This window comes from Rhodanobacter sp. FW021-MT20 (assembly GCF_041107475.1).
GTDB classification, from domain to species: domain Bacteria; phylum Pseudomonadota; class Gammaproteobacteria; order Xanthomonadales; family Rhodanobacteraceae; genus Rhodanobacter_A; species Rhodanobacter_A glycinis.
This window is the reverse complement of sequence record NZ_JBGBPX010000001.1, coordinates 470656-488050: the sequence shown is the minus strand read 5'-3', so window position 1 is coordinate 488050 and position 17395 is coordinate 470656. Positions and strand designations below refer to the sequence as shown.

The 17395-nt window shown below is 65.5% G+C and carries 11 protein-coding genes; 9 read left to right on the top strand and 2 right to left on the bottom strand.

The window, feature by feature from the left end; genetic code table 11:
* The first annotated feature begins 107 nt into the window (after positions 1 to 107).
* The 5 genes from AB7849_RS02350 (at position 108) to AB7849_RS02330 (ending at position 10657) form a co-directional block, all read left to right on the top strand.
* Entirely contained in the window at positions 108 to 3206 is a 3099-nt protein-coding gene (locus AB7849_RS02350) for an efflux RND transporter permease subunit (protein WP_369500517.1), read from the top strand.
* A gap of 732 nt (positions 3207 to 3938) precedes the next feature.
* A complete protein-coding gene (locus AB7849_RS02345; RefSeq protein ID WP_008214055.1) occupies positions 3939 to 5384 on the top strand; it encodes a Wadjet anti-phage system protein JetA family protein in 1446 nt (481 codons plus the stop codon).
* The gene (locus AB7849_RS02340) at positions 5381 to 6040 is read left to right on the top strand and encodes a DUF4194 domain-containing protein (RefSeq protein ID WP_008214054.1); all 660 of its coding nucleotides are present in this window, start codon (positions 5381 to 5383) and stop codon (positions 6038 to 6040) included. Before AB7849_RS02345 ends, AB7849_RS02340 begins: the two co-directional genes overlap by 4 nt.
* Positions 6027 to 9458, top strand: coding sequence for an SbcC/MukB-like Walker B domain-containing protein (locus AB7849_RS02335; RefSeq protein WP_008214053.1), 3432 nt, complete (start codon positions 6027 to 6029; stop codon positions 9456 to 9458). Before AB7849_RS02340 ends, AB7849_RS02335 begins: the two co-directional genes overlap by 14 nt.
* On the top strand, positions 9455 to 10657 hold the full coding sequence (locus AB7849_RS02330) for a Wadjet anti-phage system protein JetD domain-containing protein (protein WP_008214051.1): 1203 nt from the start codon (positions 9455 to 9457) through the stop codon (positions 10655 to 10657). The genes AB7849_RS02335 and AB7849_RS02330 overlap by 4 nt, the downstream gene beginning before the upstream one ends.
* Before the next feature lie 90 nt (positions 10658 to 10747).
* Here the strand turns inward: AB7849_RS02330 and mscL are convergent, their stop codons facing one another.
* Positions 10748 to 11158 (bottom strand): large-conductance mechanosensitive channel protein MscL, encoded by a 411-nt coding sequence (mscL, locus tag AB7849_RS02325; RefSeq protein ID WP_008214049.1) that lies wholly within the window; start codon positions 11156 to 11158, stop codon positions 10748 to 10750.
* 375 nt (positions 11159 to 11533) lie between these two features.
* On the bottom strand, positions 11534 to 12220 hold the full coding sequence (locus AB7849_RS02320; protein WP_008212494.1) for a fumarylacetoacetate hydrolase family protein: 687 nt from the start codon (positions 12218 to 12220) through the stop codon (positions 11534 to 11536).
* Between the two features lie 129 nt (positions 12221 to 12349).
* Between AB7849_RS02320 and AB7849_RS02315 the strand changes: the two genes are divergently transcribed.
* The 4 genes from AB7849_RS02315 (at position 12350) to AB7849_RS02300 (ending at position 17187) form a co-directional block, all read left to right on the top strand.
* Positions 12350 to 13588 (top strand): efflux RND transporter periplasmic adaptor subunit, encoded by a 1239-nt coding sequence (locus AB7849_RS02315; protein WP_369500516.1) that lies wholly within the window; start codon positions 12350 to 12352, stop codon positions 13586 to 13588.
* Between the two features lie 98 nt (positions 13589 to 13686).
* A complete protein-coding gene (locus tag AB7849_RS02310; protein ID WP_008212497.1) occupies positions 13687 to 14373 on the top strand; it encodes an ABC transporter ATP-binding protein in 687 nt (228 codons plus the stop codon).
* Positions 14374 to 14716: 343 nt separating this feature from the next.
* The gene (locus AB7849_RS02305; protein WP_008212499.1) at positions 14717 to 15883 is read left to right on the top strand and encodes an ABC transporter permease; all 1167 of its coding nucleotides are present in this window, start codon (positions 14717 to 14719) and stop codon (positions 15881 to 15883) included.
* Positions 15880 to 17187 carry an ABC transporter permease gene (locus AB7849_RS02300; protein WP_369500515.1) on the top strand — a complete coding sequence of 436 codons (1308 nt, stop codon included), beginning with the start codon at positions 15880 to 15882 and terminating at the stop codon, positions 17185 to 17187. Before AB7849_RS02305 ends, AB7849_RS02300 begins: the two co-directional genes overlap by 4 nt.
* Positions 17188 to 17395: the final 208 nt, after the last annotated feature.

The following is a 17395-nucleotide window of genomic DNA, read 5'->3' as shown; positions in this document are numbered from 1 at the left end:
CCCAACCCTCTCCCCGGCGGGGAGAGGGAGCAAAGCCGCGGTGAGGGTTCGTGTCTCGGGGTGTGTCGCGACCAAACACGACACGGTTTGCGCGGAGTGCGAATCCTTTGAACATTCCCGCCCTGTGCATTCGCCGGCCGGTGATGACGGCGCTGCTGATGATCGCGCTGATCGTGTTCGGCGTGGTCGCCTATCCGCATCTGCCGGTGAACGAACTGCCGAACGTGGATTTCCCCACCATCTCGGTCAGCGCCAGCGTGCCGGGTGCGTCGCCGGAAACGATGGCCACCGCGGTGGCGACGCCGCTGGAGAACCAGTTCTCCACCATCGCCGGCATCGACCAGATGACCTCGACCAGCGCACTGGGGTCGACCAGGATCACGCTGACGTTCGATCTCAACCGCAGCATCGATGGCGCCGCGCAGGATGTGCAGGCGGCCATTTCGGCGGCGCAGCGCCAATTGCCCACCAACATGCCCACGCCGCCCACGTTCCGCAAGGTGAACCCGGCGGACAAGGCCATCCTTTATCTCACGCTCGGTTCGGACACGCTGCCGCTGTCCACCGTGGATCAATACGGCGAAACCCAACTGGCGCAGGAGCTCTCGATGATCGAGGGCGTGGCGCAGGTGAACGTGTTCGGTTCGCAGAAGTACGCGGTGCGCATCAGTGTCGACCCGGCCAAGCTGGCGGCCAACGGTATCGGCATCGACACCTTGCAGAAGGCGATTGCCGACGCCAACGTCAATCTTGCCACCGGCTCGCTCAATGGCAGCCGGCAGTTGCTGCAGATCAGTTCGGACGGCCAGCTGCAGGATGCGGCGCCGTACAACCACATCATCGTGGCCTATCGCAACGGCGCGCCGGTAACGTTGTCGCAGCTTGGGCATGCGTCGGACGGCGTGCAGAACGACCAGGTGGCCAGCTGGTACAACGGCAAGCGCGCGGTGGTGCTGGCGATCGATCGTCAGCCCGGCTCGAATACGGTGGCCACGATCGATCGCATCCGCGCGGTGCTGCCGCAGTTCGAGGCCACGTTGCCACCATCGATCAAGCTGAACGTGTTGTACGACCGCTCCGATTCGATCCGTGCCTCGGTCGACGACGTGCAGTACACGTTGCTGCTGGCCGGTGTGCTGGTGATCCTGGTGATCTACCTGTTCCTCGGCAACGCATCGGCCACGCTGATTCCCGCGCTGGCGTTGCCGGTATCGGTGATCGGTACCTTCGGCGTGATGTATGCGCTGGGCTACAGCCTGGACAATCTCTCGCTGTTGGCGCTGACCCTGGTGGTCGGTTTCGTGGTGGACGATGCGATCGTGATGCTGGAGAACATCGTGCGCCATGTCGAGGTCGGCATGGACCCGTACGAGGCCTCGCTGAAGGGTTCCGGCGAGATCGGTTTCACCATCTTCTCGATGACGCTGTCGTTGATGGCGGTGTTCCTGCCGGTGATGTTCATGGGCGGCATCGTGGGGCGCCTGTTCCACGAGTTCGCCGTGGTCATCAGTACCGCGATCCTGATCTCGGGCTTTGTCTCGATCACCCTCACGCCGATGTTGTGCAGTCGCTTCGTCAAGCATGCCGAGCACGAGAAAAAATCGCGCGTGGCGCTGCTGTTCGACCGCGGCTTCAACCATGTGCGCGATGGCTACAACCGTTCGTTGGGCTGGTCGGTGGAACATCCGCGGGTGGTGCTGGGCGTGTTCTTTGCCAGCCTGCTGGCGACGGCGCTGCTGTTCGTGGTGGTCAACAAGGATTTCATTCCGGCGGGCGACAGTGGCCAGCTGATCGTCAACACGGAAGGTCCCGACGACATCTCCATCACCGGGATGATGAAGCGCCAGCAGGAGCTGGCGGCGATCGTGGCGAAGGACCCGAATATCGCCGGCTACATGTCGTCGGTGGGCTCGGGTGGCTCGCGCGCCACCACCAACAACGGCTCGATCTTCATGCGCCTGAAGCCGGAGGGCGAACGGGCGCTCGATCCGTCGCAGATCATCCAGGAGCTGCGCCAGAAGTTCGCGAAGATTCCCGGCATCCGCGCCTACATCCAGAACCCGCCGGCGATTCAGGTGGGCGGGCGCTCGTCAAAGGCGGAATACCAGTACACCTTGCAGTCGACCGAGTTGAGCGCGTTGTATGGCGAGTCGGGCAAGGTGCTCGACGCGTTCGCCAAGCTGCCCGGTTTCCAGGATGTCACCAGCGATCTCGACCTCAACGGCCCGGCGATCAGCGTGCATGTGGATCGCAACAAGCTGGCGCCGCTGGGGCTCACCATGAATCAGGTGCAGTCGGCCCTGGGCAGTGCGTTCGGTGAGAACCAGGTGTCGACGATCTACGGTTCGGCCACGCAATACTGGGTGATCCTGCAGGTCGATTACGCGCAGCAGAATGATCCGGCGGTGCTGTCGCAGCTGTACGTCACCTCCAACACCGGCACGCTGGTGCCGTTGAGCGCGGTGGCGACGTTCAAGCGCACCTCGCAGCCGCTGACCGTGAATCACCAGGGCGAGCTTCCCGCGGTGACCATCTCGTTCAACCTCGCGCCGGGCGTGAGCCTCAGCCAGGCCGTGGGCGAGATCGACGGCGCCATGCAGAAGCTGGACCTGCCCGCGTCGATCACCGGCAGCGTGCAGGGCACGGCGCAGGCGTTCGAGCAATCCCTGCAGGGCATGGGCCTGCTGCTGGCGCTGGCGCTGTTCGTGATCTACCTGGTGCTGGGCATCCTGTACGAAAGCTTCATCCACCCGCTGACGATCCTGTCCGGCCTGCCAGCCGCGGGCGTGGGTGCGTTGCTCACGCTGATGATCTTCCACGCGCCACTGGACCTGTTCTCGTTCGTCGGCATCGTGATGCTGATCGGCATCGTCAAGAAGAACGCGATCATGCTGATCGACTTCGCGCTGGAGCGGCAGCGCGTGGAGGGCATGTCGCCGGCCGAGGCCATCGTCGAGGCCTGCCACGTGCGTTTCCGCCCGATCATGATGACCACGATGGCGGCGTTCGCCGGCACCTTGCCGATCGCGCTTGGCATTGGCGCGGGTGCCTCGTCGCGGCGACCACTGGGGCTGGCGGTGGTGGGCGGGTTGCTGGTGTCGCAGGTGCTCACGTTGTATCTGACGCCGGTGATTTATCTTTATATGGATCGGCTGCAGCAGCGGTTTGGGCGCCGGGGGCGCGCTGTGGGTGTGGGGGCGGAGTAGGCATCTTCTTGTTGGTGTATGTGGCTAAGGAGGGGAGGGGGGGGCGCACACTGGCTCGCCTGCGGGGGGCTTTTGCTCGTTCTGACGTGGTCGCTAGATTGCTCGCCTGCGGCGGGCTTTCGAGCGCCTGCCGGCGCCCGAGTTACCTCTCTTTGCTGGCCCAAAGAGACGTAACCCAGAGAAATGGCCTGTGGGACCCGCCGACCCTACAAGCCTTGGCGGTCGAGGTGTTTGGAACTTGCGTGACACTTCCTGTTACACGCACGGCCACGCCGCGCCGTCACCGAAAACTGAGGGTTAGGAAGAGCAGGGGCGTGTGGTCGAGCTTGGCGCTGCGGTGTGCGGCTTTTTCCTTCCCTTCGAGAAGCGGCGCACGGCGGAGGATCAGGCCCGCAGGGTGGCTGGCAGGGATGCCGGCCAGTTCGACGCCAGGGCAGGAAGTCCTGTCGGCGAACCCCTGTAGCCGTGCGCGGACCCTCCGGCTCGTAGAGCCGGTGGGCGCGAACGCAGGGTGCCCCTCTCTTGGGTTACTTTCTCTCGGGCAAGCGAGAGAAAGTGACTCGCCCGTCGGCAGACGGGAGAAATCCCGACACCCTAGGTGGCGGCACTCAGGCGAGCGCGCTCCGGAGGCACGACACACCCACTAACGCCACCGGCTGGGTAGCCTCGGCCTCGTTGCGCCATAATCCGGAGCATGATTCCAAGCCATCCCATGTCCTCACGGAGCCTTGCTTGAGCACCAGCGTGCCGCCGCTGTTTTCGGTGGTGCCGGGCGGGCTGTTTGGTCCGTTGGCGAGTGCCAATCGCGAGCGTTACTGGGAACTGTTGTGTCGGTTGTTCGACGAGTTCTTCGGGCCGGACGCGCCGTTGCCGCCCAGCATCGGCTTTCAGCGGCGCGAAATCACCGGCGCGGTCGAGCGCTATCTGCTCACCGACGATCCGTGGGTGGATGAAGACGGCGGCGAGGGCGGCGCGCCGGGCGCCTCGTTGCTGGAACGCGCCAACGCGATCTACGAACGCTTTCGTTCCACCGGCTGGTTGCGTCAGGAGCGCGTGGGTGCGCGCGAAATGGTGTCGATGATGCCGGTGGTGTCGCAGCTGCTATCCACCCTGGTCGAGTTCGCCGAGCATGGTCCGACGTTCGTCTCGGCCAAGGTGCGTTCGATCGAGCTGCAATTGCAGCAGGTGGTGGACGGCAAGGCGTTTGGCGATGCGCTGGACGAGGCCGCCGACCAGGCGCGGCGATTGCTGGTGTCGCTGTCTTCGATGAGTTTGAAGGTGCGCGACCTAATGCCGGAGCTGAGCCGTTCGGAAACCACGGCGCAGTTTGCGCGGCAGTGGTTCGAACGTTACGTCAGCAGCTTCTTCGTGGGCGACTACGCCGACCTGCACAAGGCCGACCATCCGCTGGCACGGCGCAGCGCGATCCTGTCGATGGCGCAGCAGGTGGAAGACGCGTCGCTGCACGAAGCCATGCTCGGCTGGTATCGCGAGCATCTGACCGGCGGCGATACCGAGCGCGCCGAGCTGCGCTTGCAACGCAGTCTGCGCCGGCTGCACGAGCTTGAACGCATCGACGAATATCTCGGTCGGCTGGACGAGGACATCCGCCAGGCCAATCGCCGCGCACTGGCCTTCCTCGACTACCGTCTGCGCGCGCCGGCCAAGCTCGACGTGCTGCTGCGTCGTGCCTGCCGTGGCGTGTTGCAGGCGCCGGAAGATGCACTGCGTCTGCCGGTGGCACCCGGTGCACTGATGGATGACGCGCAATTGCGCCCGCCTCGACGCAAGCCGCAGCCGATTCCGCGCAGCGCCAACGCCATGCAGCAGCCCACGCCCGAGCAGCTGGCGCGACTCAGTTTGCTGCGCCGGATGAAGCGCGCACGGCTGGTCAACGCCGAGGACATGGCCCGCTACCTCGGTCGTCATTTGCCGCCCGAAGGTGGCATCGACTCCACGCAATTGTCGATCGGCTCGATCGAGGATCTGCGCGCCTATCAGACCCTGCTTACCCTAGCATTGCGCAGTCGCCGCATTGGTGGCTTGCGCCGCGAGGATCCGCTGGGTCGCCTGCAGCGCGGCTTCCGCGTGGAACTGCTCGACGCGGGCGAAGCGGGCGACAACGGCTACCTGCGCGCACCGCGCTTCGCCGTGCATCGATTACGGAAAACCGCATGAAACGCAGCTGGAACACGCTCAGCCAGATCTCCAACGGCGTGTACGCCGTGCAGGATTTCGAGCGCGCCGCCTATCGCCTGGTCACCGAGCAAGTGCTCTACGCCAGCGATCGCAACGCACGCACGGCGTATCACCTGATCGAGGATCACTTCGACGATTATCTTGCCGTGCTCGAACCGCTCGGCATCCGGCTGGAACGCAACGCGCACTATCGCTACGTGGTGGCGCTGCCCACGCACGGCGAAGGCACGCCGGTGACGCTGGACGAAACCCTGCTGTTGCTGGTGCTCCGCCAGCGCTACGACGAGGCGATGCGCCAGGGTCAGATCGAGGACCAGGGCGAAGTGGTGGTCGAGCTGCCCGACCTGCAGGAGGCGTATCCGGCGCTGGCTGGTCGCGCGATGCCCGAGGTCGGCACGCTGCGCACGCTGGTCCGGACGCTCAAACGCTGGGGTGTATGCCGCCTGGTCGATACCGAGGGCGACGATCCGCAGCCGTTCCATTTGCGCGTACGCCCGGCCATCGTGGAGATCGTCGGCGAGCAATGGCTGCAGCGGCTGGACCAGCATAATCGCGACGACGACATCCCGGATGAAGCTCGCGACGACGCCGACACCGACACCGATGTCACGGAGGACGACGATGCAGCTGCTTGAGCGTGTGCACCTGGTGCAGTTTTTCCTGTTCGAGGCGCAGACCCTGACGCTGGACGCCACCAGCGCGATCATCGCGCCGAACGGTGCCGGCAAGAGCGCGTTGCTGGATGCATTGCAGATCGTGCTGCTCGGTGGCGACCGCAGTCGCATCCGTTTCAATGCGCAGGCCGGCGGCAGCGCGCGGGCGCGCAGCATTCGTGATTACTGCCTCGGCGTGTTTCGCAGCGGCGAGGAAGGTCGCAAACGGCGCACCGCCACCACCTACATCAGCCTGGTGTTCCGCGACCAGGACAGCGGCGTGCCGCTGACCGCCGGCATCGCGCTGGGCGCGTCGGCCGACGAACCGGATCACCGTCTGTACGGCCAGTACCTGCTGCCCGGCGTGGCGCTGGAACTGGACGATCATCTGGAACGCAGCAAGGGTCGCGAGCTGCCGCTGGAGTGGGCCGCGTTCCGCGAGTTGGCGGTGCGCCGCTGTCGCGATGCCAACGGCAAGCTGGAGTTGCATCCGACCAGCGAACGCTTCGTCAAGGATCTGCTGTTCCGCCTGCGTGCCGCGCCCACCGCGCACCCGGATGTCGCGGCTTATCGCAAGGCGTTCCAGAACGCGCTCAACCTGCAGCGTGTCGAGGACGTCGACCTGTTCGTGCGTACGCTGGTGGCCGAGGACAGGCCCACCGACATTGCGCGTTTCCGCGGGCTGCTGGAATCGTTTCGCCAGTTGAAGGAAAAGATCGCGCAAGTGGTCGAGCGCATTGATGCGGCCGAGGGCGTCGAGCAGCAATATGCCAAGATCGCCACGCAGGCCACGCGTGCCGCATCCTATCGGGCGCTGGCCGCCGAATACGCCCGTGACCTGCTGGCCGAGCAGGTCGACCAGGCCGAGCAGGCCAGCGAGCAGGCCACCGACAAGCTGGCCGCCACGCGGCGCGCCTTGCAGGAATCGACCCTCGAACAGCAGTCGGCCGAGGACGCGCACCAGCAGGCCAGCGCGCGCCTGCAGGGCAGCCAGGGCTACGGCGAACAGGCGCAGATCGACGAACTGGCTGCGCGCGATCGCAACGAACTGGCGCGCTTGAAGAAGGAACTGTTGCGCGAGATCAGCTTCGTGCGCGAACAGTTTCTCGCGCTCGGCAAACTCGGTTTGCCCAACGTGGATGCCGCGATGCTGGAACACGCACAGGCCGCGTGGCATGGCTGGTACGACACGCTGGTGGCGTTGCCCGCCGACGCCGAGCTGCCGTGGGATGCCGCTTCATTGCATGCGCAGGCGCACCAGGCGCTGGCAGTGGCTGGCCCGTTGATCGCCGCGGCAGACGGCCACGCGCGCCAGTTGCATGCCACCTTCGAGGACGCGCAGGCGCGGCTCGCCGCTGCCCGCCAGAACCAGAAGCGGCTCGCTGCCGGCCAGGCCGAACTGAACCCGGATGCCGTGCGCCTGATGAGTTACCTGCACGACGAAGGGATCGACGCGCGACCGGTATGTGACCTGGTGCGGGTCACCGATGCCGCGTGGCAACCGGTGATCGAAGCCTATTTGCGCAGCAACGTCGAGGCCTTGCTGATTCCTGCCACCGACGAGGAACGCGCCACCAAACTGTATCGCTCGCTGCAGGGTGGGCGCAGCGTCTACGGCGTGAAGCTGGCGCTGAGCAGCCAGGCGCGCAACAGCCGCGGCAACGACCGGCCTGCATCCGACAGCGTGGCCGCGCTGCTCGATGGCGACAACGCCGATGCGCTCGCCTTCCTGCGCCGCCAGCTCGGCGAACTGCGCTGCGTGGAAACCGAGGCCGAGTTGATCCGCAGCCGCCAGGGCCTGACCCGTGACGGCCTGCTGGCCAAGGGCGGCAGCATCGAACGGCTGCGCCTGCCGGCGGCCGGTGATTTGAAGATCGGCGCCACCGACAACCGCGCGCGCCAGCGCGTGCTGCGCGAAGACATCGAAGCGGCCGAGCGCGACGTGCGCCAGCTCGAACCGGAACTGCGCCGTGCCGAAGCCTGCCAGCGCGGACTGGCACGACTGAGCAACCCCGACGAACCGGCGCAGTCATTGCACGATCGCGTGCTGGAGCATCGCCAGGTCGCCCAGCGCTATCGCGCCGCATTGGAAAATCGCGAGTCCACGCTCAACCCGGATCTGCTGCGACTGGCCGAACAGGTGCGCGAGCTGCACGAGCGCATGGCCGAGTGGCGCAAGCAGAGCAACCGCCTGATTGGTGAAGAAGCCTTGGCAGCGCGTGCCGTCGAAGAGGCGCAACGCCTGTTCGACGGCCTGCGCGCGCAGGAAGCGATGGTGGCGCAGCGCGCCGTCGAGGCCTTCCGCGATGCCGATGTCGACAACGCACGGGTCGAGCGCCAGCGCGAGGAACTGGACGCGAAATTCCCCTCGCTGGAAGAACGCGGCAAGCGCTGTACCGAACGTGCCGGCGAAAGCGATGCACGCCTGCGCAGCCTGTTGCCCGAAGCCTGGAGCGGGTTGGCCCAGTATGCGAAGGACCATGGCCTCGGCATGGAATTCGCCCCGGACCAGTGGCGTCCGGCGCAGGCGCTGCTGCAGAAGGAACTGCATCACTTGCGCGATACCGAACTGGCCAACTACCAGGGGCAGGCCGACGAGGCCTACGCCACCGCGGTGGAGACCTTCCGCAGCAACGTGGCCTCCACGCTGTACGACAACTTCAGCAAGCTCAGGTACCAGATCACTACGCTCAACCGCACGCTGCGCGGCAGTCCTGCGTTCTCCAACAACGAGCGCTACCAGTTCCATTACGAGGTGGCGCCGGAGTATCGCGAGCTGCATCGCTTCATCCAGCGCGCCGCGGATGTCGGCGGCGAGGACAACCTGTTCGGCAGTGCCGGCGAAGTGCCTGCCGCGTTCCGCGAACTGATCGAGGACAACGCCACGACGCGCGGCAGTACGTCACCGCTGGACGACTACCGCCGCTTCTTCCGCTTCGAGGTGCAGATCCGGCAGGACGAACGCGTGGTCGGCACGCTCAGCGAACGCATGCGCTCGGGGTCGGGCGGCGAGCATCGTGCGCCGCTGTACGTGATCGCCGGTGCCGCGCTGGCGGCCGCCTACGGCAAGAGCGAGGCGTGGCCCGGTGGCATCGGCCTGATCCTGCTCGATGAATTCGGCGACAAGATCGACGCGCAGAACGCCCGCGCCGTGGTCGATTACCTGCGCTCGCTCGGCCTGCAACTGGTGCTGGCCGCGCCGGACACCGCCCAAGGCACCTTGAGCGGCGTGCTGGAAAGCTATATCGAACTGTTCCGCGATGGCGACCTGCTGCAGGCCGAACGCATCGAGGTAAAGCAGGCGGCACGCGACCTGCTGCTGAGCGACCAGTTTGATCTGCATCCGGCCTTGCTGGCCGAGGAAGCTGCCCGCATCGCCCGTGAGTCATCGAGCGCATGAGCGCGGCGCGCAGCGTGCTCGAGCGCCTGCTGCGCCGCGCCGAAAGTGCGCGTCTGCGTGGCGCTGATGAACACGTTTCGCTGCCGATGGGCAGTACCCGCGAATACACGGATTTGCGCTCGCTGGCCGAGCTGGAACGTTTCCATGCCGAGGTGGCGCTGGCCGAGCGCGACGGTGCGGTCAGCGTACAGCGCGAAGCCCGCAGTGGTGATGGTTCGCGCCTGCTGCGTCTGGGCGTAGCGGATCTTCCCGCATTGGCGCGCCATCTTGATGTGCCGTTGCTGGACGACCGCGTGACCGAAGCCGCTTCCCGTCTGGCGGCATGGGTCGAACGCTTCCCCGTCATCGCCGACGTGCTCGACGCCTGGCGCAGCGGACGCAAGCTGCGCAGTTGCGGCCCGGAAGCCGCCAGGGACCTGTCGGACGCGGCGATTGCCGTCGCGGCCCGTGCCGACGACGCCGGTCACGAACGCATCCTGCGTCGCGAGAGCGTGCGCCTGTTTGGCGACAGCAAACGGCTGGAGAAGCTGACCACGTGGCTGGAGTTGCTGGTCACCGGGGAGCTGGCCGCTAGCGGCTTGTCGAAAGAGGAAGTGTGGTCGGCGATCGGCCTGCGCCGCGAACCACAACCGCTGTTGATTTCCGGCTGCGGCAGGGTCGTGTTGACCGATGCCAGCGCGCCGCTGGTGCGTCCCTATCTGGGCTTGCCGGTCGAATCGGTGCAGTCGGTGGCGGTGACGGCAGACTATGTTCTGAGCATCGAGAACCTCGCCAGTTTTCATGACGCCGCACTTTCACCGGATGCGGCTGCCGGCTTGCTGCTCTATACCGGCGGTATGCCATCGCCTGCGTGGCGAACGGCGTACGCGCGCATTCTGGAGAGCTTGCCGTCGACCTGTCCGGTCTACCACTGGGGCGATATCGACGAGGGCGGCTTCCGCATTGCCGCGGTGCTGGCCGGGGCCGCGCGCGGTGCCGGCCGCGTTTTGCAGCCATGGCTGATGTCGCCCACTGACCTGGAGGCTTCGCTCTTGCGCATCGCCGACGTGCCTTCGACGCCCGTGCTGGCAGCGATGTGCCACTGGGCGAGCCGGGCCGGTTGGGAACCGTTGGCACAGACGCTGATGCAACAGCCGATTCGCCTGGAGCAGGAGCGGCTCGATCCCGTGATGCCCACGCCGGAGTCGTCTACCCGCTGACCTTGCCCTGCGGTTTGCCGAAGCAGTTTGTCAGATACGAAAAAGGCGACCATGGGTCGCCTTTTTCGCGCATCCGACAGCGTGTCGGACTTACGCCTTGTTCTTCAGCAAATCGCGGATCTCGGTGAGCAGGGTCACGTCGGCCGGCGGCGCAGCAGGAGCGGCTTCTTCCTTCTTGTGCACCTTGTTGATCAGCTTGACCACCATGAAGATCGCGAAGGCGATGATGATGAAGGTGATGATGGTGTTGATGAAGGTGCCGTAGTTGATCGCAACCTCGGCGATCTTGTGCTTCGGATCGCTGTCGTCCGCTGGCTTGAGGATCCACTTCATCTTCGAGAAATCGACGCCGCCGGTGATGTAGCCGATCGGTGGCATGATCACGTCGTTCACCAACGAGGTGACGATCTTGCCGAATGCGCCACCGATGACGATACCGACCGCCATGTCGATGACGTTGCCGCGCATCGCGAATTCCTTGAATTCCTTCATCATGCTCATCGCTTTCTCCCCGAAATGCTGCCATATGGCATGGAGACTCTAGCGTAACGGACGGATTCCGCACAGGTTTGTCAGCTAGGAATTTTCCGATATTGGGCTGTACGTCAGCTTGCAGCCCGGTCAGGCAGGCACAGCCCCATTCCTTCATTTCTCCACGCAGGAGCCGCTCTCGTCCGCACTAGGAGCGTGGGCGGCAGAAATCTTCCGGGCTGCAAAAGTGTCTGTGTGGTCCATATTTGACCAGCTTCGCTGTTATGAAGCGCTTCGTCGCTTCTTGGCCCATAGAACCACTATGGGCCGGCGAATCGTCGAAAATCTGTCCTCACGCAGCCACTTTTTCGCCTCGAAAGTTTCTACCGCCCACGCTCCCAGGACTCAGACGATGCGGCCGTTCAGCTCGGCGATGCCTGCCAGTTCGGCATGGAAGCGGTCGCCGCGCTTGAGCGCCGCCACGCCGGCCGGCGTGCCGGTGAAGATCAGGTCGCCGGGCTTCAGTTCGAACAGGGTGGACAGCGCGACCAGGATCGCGGGCACGTCGTGAATCATCTCGCCCAGGCGGCCGTGCTGGCGCAGTTCGTCGTTCACGCTCAGGCGCAACTCGGTGTCCGGCCCGGGCGTGGCGTCGCTGGCCGGACGCAAGGCCGAAACGGGGGCGGAATGGTCGAAGCCCTTGGCCACGTCCCACGGATGCCCCTTGGCCTTCACCTGCGCCTGCAGGTCGCGCCGGGTCAGGTCCAGGCCCACGCCGTAGCCGAAGATGGCGGCCATGGCCTGCTCGGCGGAAAGGTCGCGCCCGCCGGCTTTCAGCGCCACCACCATTTCCACTTCGTGGTGCAGGTCGGTGGTGATGCTGGGGTAGGGCACGTCGGCACCGTCACTGACCACGGCATCGGCCGGCTTGCCGAAGAACATGGGCGTGCCCTTGTCCACGGTGGAGCCCATTTCGCGGGCATGCTCGGCGTAATTGCGACCGACGCAGAACACGCGGCGGATCGGAAAACGCAGCTCGCTGCCGAGCACCGGCAGGCTGGGGACGGAAGGCGGATCGATGACGTAGCGCATGCGTCCAAGCGTAGCAGTTCACCACGGCAGCGGGTGACACCTGTCACCAGCGATGGTTGATGGGCGTGCATGGTTGCGGCGGTGAGTGACGCCTATCGTGCCAGCCATGCCAAGGGCCAGGGGACAAGGGTGAGCGACACCGATCTGTTGAAGGAATTGCGCATCGAGCGCCATCAGCGTGAAGACCACGGAACGGGCTCGCCGCGCTGGCCGTGGCTGGTCGGCGTGCTGGTCGTGCTGGTGCTGGTCGCTGCCGGTGGCTGGTGGTGGTGGGGCCATCGCGCCATGCCGGTGCAGGTGGCCATGGCGGTAGCGCCGTCATCGGACGCTGACGCCGGCGCGGTGCTGCAGGCCACCGGCTACGTCACCGCGCGGCGGCAGGCCACGGTGTCGGCGCAGATCACCGGCACGCTGACCGCGGTGCTGATCGAGGAAGGCGACCACGTGCACAAGGGCCAGGTGCTGGCGCGGCTGGACGACAGCGCCTGGAAGGCCGCGTTGACGGCGGCCAAGGCACAGGCTGCCGCGGCCCATGCGCTGGTGAACCAGTACCAGGCGCAACTGGCGCAGGACACGCGCGACGCGGGGCGTCAGCAGTCCCTGGCGGCACGCGGGCTGGTGGCGAAACAGACGGCCGAACAGGCACGCACCCTGGTCGATACCGCCCGCGCCCAGCTGATGTCGCAACGCAAGCAGGCCGCCGCAGCCGATGCGCAGGTCACCCAGGCGCAGGTGAATTTCGACTACTGCGTGGTGCGCGCGCCGTTCAGCGGTGTGATCACCACCAAGGACGCGCAGGTGGGCGAGATCATCTCGCCGCTGTCCGCCGGCGGGGGTTTCACCCGCACCGGCGTGGGCACCATCGTCGACATGAATTCGCTGGAGGTGGACGTGGACGTCAACGAGGCCTACATCGGCCGCGTGAAGCCGGACATGCCTGCCGAAGCCGTGCTCGATGCCTACCCGGACTGGAAGATCCCCGCCCACGTCATCGCCATCGTGCCCGCCGCCGACCGCGGCAAGGCGACGGTGAAGGTGCGCGTGGCGCTGGAGCGGAAGGATCAGCGCATCGTGCCGGACATGGGCGTGCGCGTGTCGTTCCTGGATGCCAAGCCCGAGCCTGCGGCACAGGCGCCCAAGGGCGTGCTGGTGCCGGCCAGGGCCATCGTGCAGCGCGGTGGTCATGCCGTGGTGTTCGTGGTCGATGACGGCAAGGCGTTCCGCCGCGAAGTGCAACCGGCAACGCAGAACTACGGCGATCTGAAGCTCATCCCGGCGGCGGTGAAGGCGGGCGATGTCGTAGTGGTATCGCCGTCGGCTGGGCTGCATGACGGTTCGGACGTCCAGACGAAAGTATCAAAACCCTAATCACTGTAGGAGCGCACCTTGTGCGCGAATGATTTTCGCGAAGAGCTTCATTGCGTACCGGGTGCGCTCCTACACGCGCTCATTCACCGGAGACAATCATGGACACGTTGATCGAAATTCGCGACCTCTCCAAGCGCTACACGCGTGGCAAGCAGAAGGTCGAGGTGCTGCATCACATCAACCTGGACATCGCCGAAGGCGACTTCCTGGCATTGATGGGGCCATCCGGCTCGGGCAAGACCACCTTGCTCAACCTGATCGGCGGCCTGGACACGCCGACCGGCGGCAGCATCAGCGTGGCCGGGCAGCGCATCGACCAGCTCGGCGGCGGGGCGCTGGCCAAGTGGCGCGCAGCCCACGTCGGCTTCATCTTCCAGTTCTACAACCTGATGCCGATGCTGAGCGCGCAGCGCAACGTGGAGCTGCCGCTGCTGCTGACCAAGCTGTCGGGCGCACAGCGGCGCAAGAATGCGGCGATTGCCTTGCAATTGGTCGGCCTGTCCGAGCGTGCCTCGCACAAGCCCAGCGAGCTGTCCGGTGGTCAGCAGCAGCGCGTGGCGATTGCCCGCGCCATCGTCTCCGATCCCACCTTGCTGGTGTGCGACGAGCCCACCGGCGACCTGGACCGCCAGTCCGCCGAGGATGTGCTGGGCCTGCTGCGCACGCTCAACCGCGAACACGGCAAAACCATCGTGATGGTCACCCACGATCCCAAGGCCGCCGAATACGCCAATCACACCTTGCAGCTGGACAAGGGCACGCTGGTCGAGCAGGTGACGGCATGAACGCGCGTGCTGCAATAACTTCCTCTCCCCGCAGCGGAATCTCCTCTGCTCGTCATTCCTGCGCAGGCAGGAATCCAGAGCCTTTGCCGTTGGAGGCGTACAGGCGCTGGACCCCAGCTTTCGCTGGGGTGACGGAGGGCGAAGCGGCAACGTCGCCGCGAGGTTCGTTCAAGGCGACTCCCTCTCCCCTTTGGGGAGAGGGTTGGGGTGAGGGGGCAATCTTGCGGCGAGGTTGGGTGAAAGCCCGCTTCGGGAAACCTTGTCGCGAGCACTCGCCCCTCATCCGCCCTTCGGGCACCTTCTCCCCGAAGGGGAGAAGGAATCATGTCGAGGGGATACGGCCATGAAATACCTCCACCTCATCTGGGCCGCATTGTTCCGGCGCAAGTCGCGCACCTTCCTCACACTGGTGTCGATCATCGCTGCCTTCGTGTTGTTCGGCCTGCTCGATTCGGTGCGCGTGGCATTCACCGCCGGCAACGATGTGGCGGGTGCCGGTCGGCTGATCGTGAACTCGAAGATGTCGATGCAACAGCCCTTGCCGGAAAGCCTGGGCGCACGCATCGCCACCGTGCCAGGCGTGGCGGCGGTGGCCTCGGCGAACTGGTTCGGCGGGGTCTACCAGGACCCGAAGAACCAGGTGGTCAGCTTCGCGGTGAGTCCGAATTATTTCGACCTGTACCCCGAGTTGAACCTGCCGGCGGACCAGCGCGCCATCTGGGACAAGACGCGCACCGGTGCCGTGGTCGGCGCGGCGCTGGCGAAACGATTCGGCTGGAAGATCGGCGACAAGATCCCGCTGCAGTCGACGATCTTTCCGTCCAAGGCCAGCGGCAACCAGACCTGGACCTTCGACATCGTGGGCATCTTCCACGCCAGGGACCCCGCCCAGGCCGGGCGCGAGCAGATGCTGATGTTCCACTGGAAATACTTCGACGAGAACAATGCCTTCGGCTCCGGCACCGTGCACTGGTACGTGGTGAAGGTGGCCCATCCGTCGCAAGCCGACGCGGTGGCGCATGCCATCGACGCGATCTCGGCCAACTCCGATCACGAGACCAAGGCGCAGACCGAGCAGGCGTTCCAGGCGTCGTTCATCAAGCAGATGGTGAATATCGGTTTCATCGTCACGGCAATCATGGGCGCAGTGTTCTTCACCCTGTTGCTGCTTACCGGCAACACCATGATGCAGGCGGTACGCGAGCGCACCAATGAGCTGGCCGTACTCAAGACGATAGGGTTTTCCAACACCAGTGTGCTGGCGATGGTGCTGGCCGAAGGCGTGCTGATGCTGGTGCTTGGCGGTGCGATCGGGTTGGCATTGGTGTCGCTGATCGTGCCGGCTCTCAGTGCCAAAAGCGGCGGCATGATGCCGGTGCACGCGGTGGCCGGCAGCACCTGGCTGGTTGGCGTGTTGCTGATGGTGCTCATCGGTGCGGTGGTGGGCCTGCCGCCCGCGCTGCGCGCGATGCGCTTGAACATCGTGGAAGCCTTGAGGATGGGCGCATGAAAAAATTCCTGATCAATCTCGGCTTGCTGCTGCTGATGGTGGTGGCGCTGGTGATATGGACGAAGCTGCCGTGGATCGGTGCCGTGGCGCTGGCAGTGCTGCTGGCCCTGTGGATGGTGCTGACGCGCACCGGGCGGCAGGCGAGCTCGGTGACGGCGGTGGGCATGGGCACCTTGCGCCAGCGGATCGGTTCGTCGTCGGTAATCGTGATCGGCATCGCCGGTGTGGTTGGCGTGCTGGTGGCGCTGCTGGCGATGGGCCAAGGCTTCCAGGCCACGCTGCAGGGCGGCGGGCGCGACGACACTGCCATCGTGCTGCGTGGCGGCTCGGTGTCCGAGGCGCAGTCGGTGATGACGCACGACGACGTGAATGCGATCGAACAGGCACCGGGCATCGCCCGTGACGCCGCCGGCAAGCCGCTGGTGTCGGCCGAGCTGGTGGTGGCCGCGAGCATGCGCAAGAAAAATTCGGACGACGATGGCAATGCGCAATTGCGCGGCGTGGACGACACCGCCTGGGCGCTGCGACCGAACCTGAAAATCGTGCAAGGCCGCAAGTTCAAACCCGGTCTACGCGAATTGGTAGTGGGGCAGGGCGCACAACGCGAGTTCGCCCATCTCGGCGTGGGCGACGAGGTGAAGCTGGGCCGGCAGCGCTGGAAGGTCGTCGGCGTGTTTGCCAGCGGCGACGCCTACGCCTCGGAATTGTGGGCCGATCGCAAGGAAGTGGCGGCGGACTACCGTCGTGGTGACAGCACCGAATCGGTGCTGGTGAAGTTGTCCAGTGCGTCGGCATTCGCACCCTTCAAGGCGGCGCTGGCCGCCGATCCCAAGTTGAAGGTGGAAGCCGATACGACGAAAGCCTACTTCGCCAAGCAATCGGCAGGGCTGGCCAAGATCATCCGTATCGTGGGCCTGGTGGTGGGCGTGATCATGGCCATCGGCGCGGTATTCGGCGCACTCAACTGCATGTTCGCCGCAGTCGCCGCGCGGGCCCGCGAGATCGCCACGTTGCGCGCCATCGGTTTTCGCGGTGGCCCGGTAGTGGTGTCGGTGATGCTGGAAACCATGCTGCTGGCACTGCTTGGCGGTGTACTCGGCGCGGTCGTCGTGTGGCTGGTCTTCGACGGCTACACCGCCTCCACCCTCAGCGGCTTCTCCGACGTGGTATTCCAGTTCAAGGTCGACGGTGCCCTGATCTGGACCGGCCTGAAGTGGGCCCTCGCCATCGGCTTCATCGGCGGCCTGTTCCCCGCCGTGCGGGCCGCGCGCTTGCCGGTAACCACCGCCTTGCGCGAACTTTGAGCTTGCAAAGCCCCTCTCCCCTCGGACGCGGAGAAGGGCCATGGATGGCCCTGCTTTGAGGAGCGAGGAAGAGGGGTTGGGGTGAGGGTTCGGTTTCGCCAAGACACTCGTCTGCGTCCGTACCCTTACCCGGCTGCCGCCACCCTCTCACCCGCAAAGGGACTCTCGTTGGCCGCTGAAGGGAGAGGAACGCAGCGTTGCAGCCTGT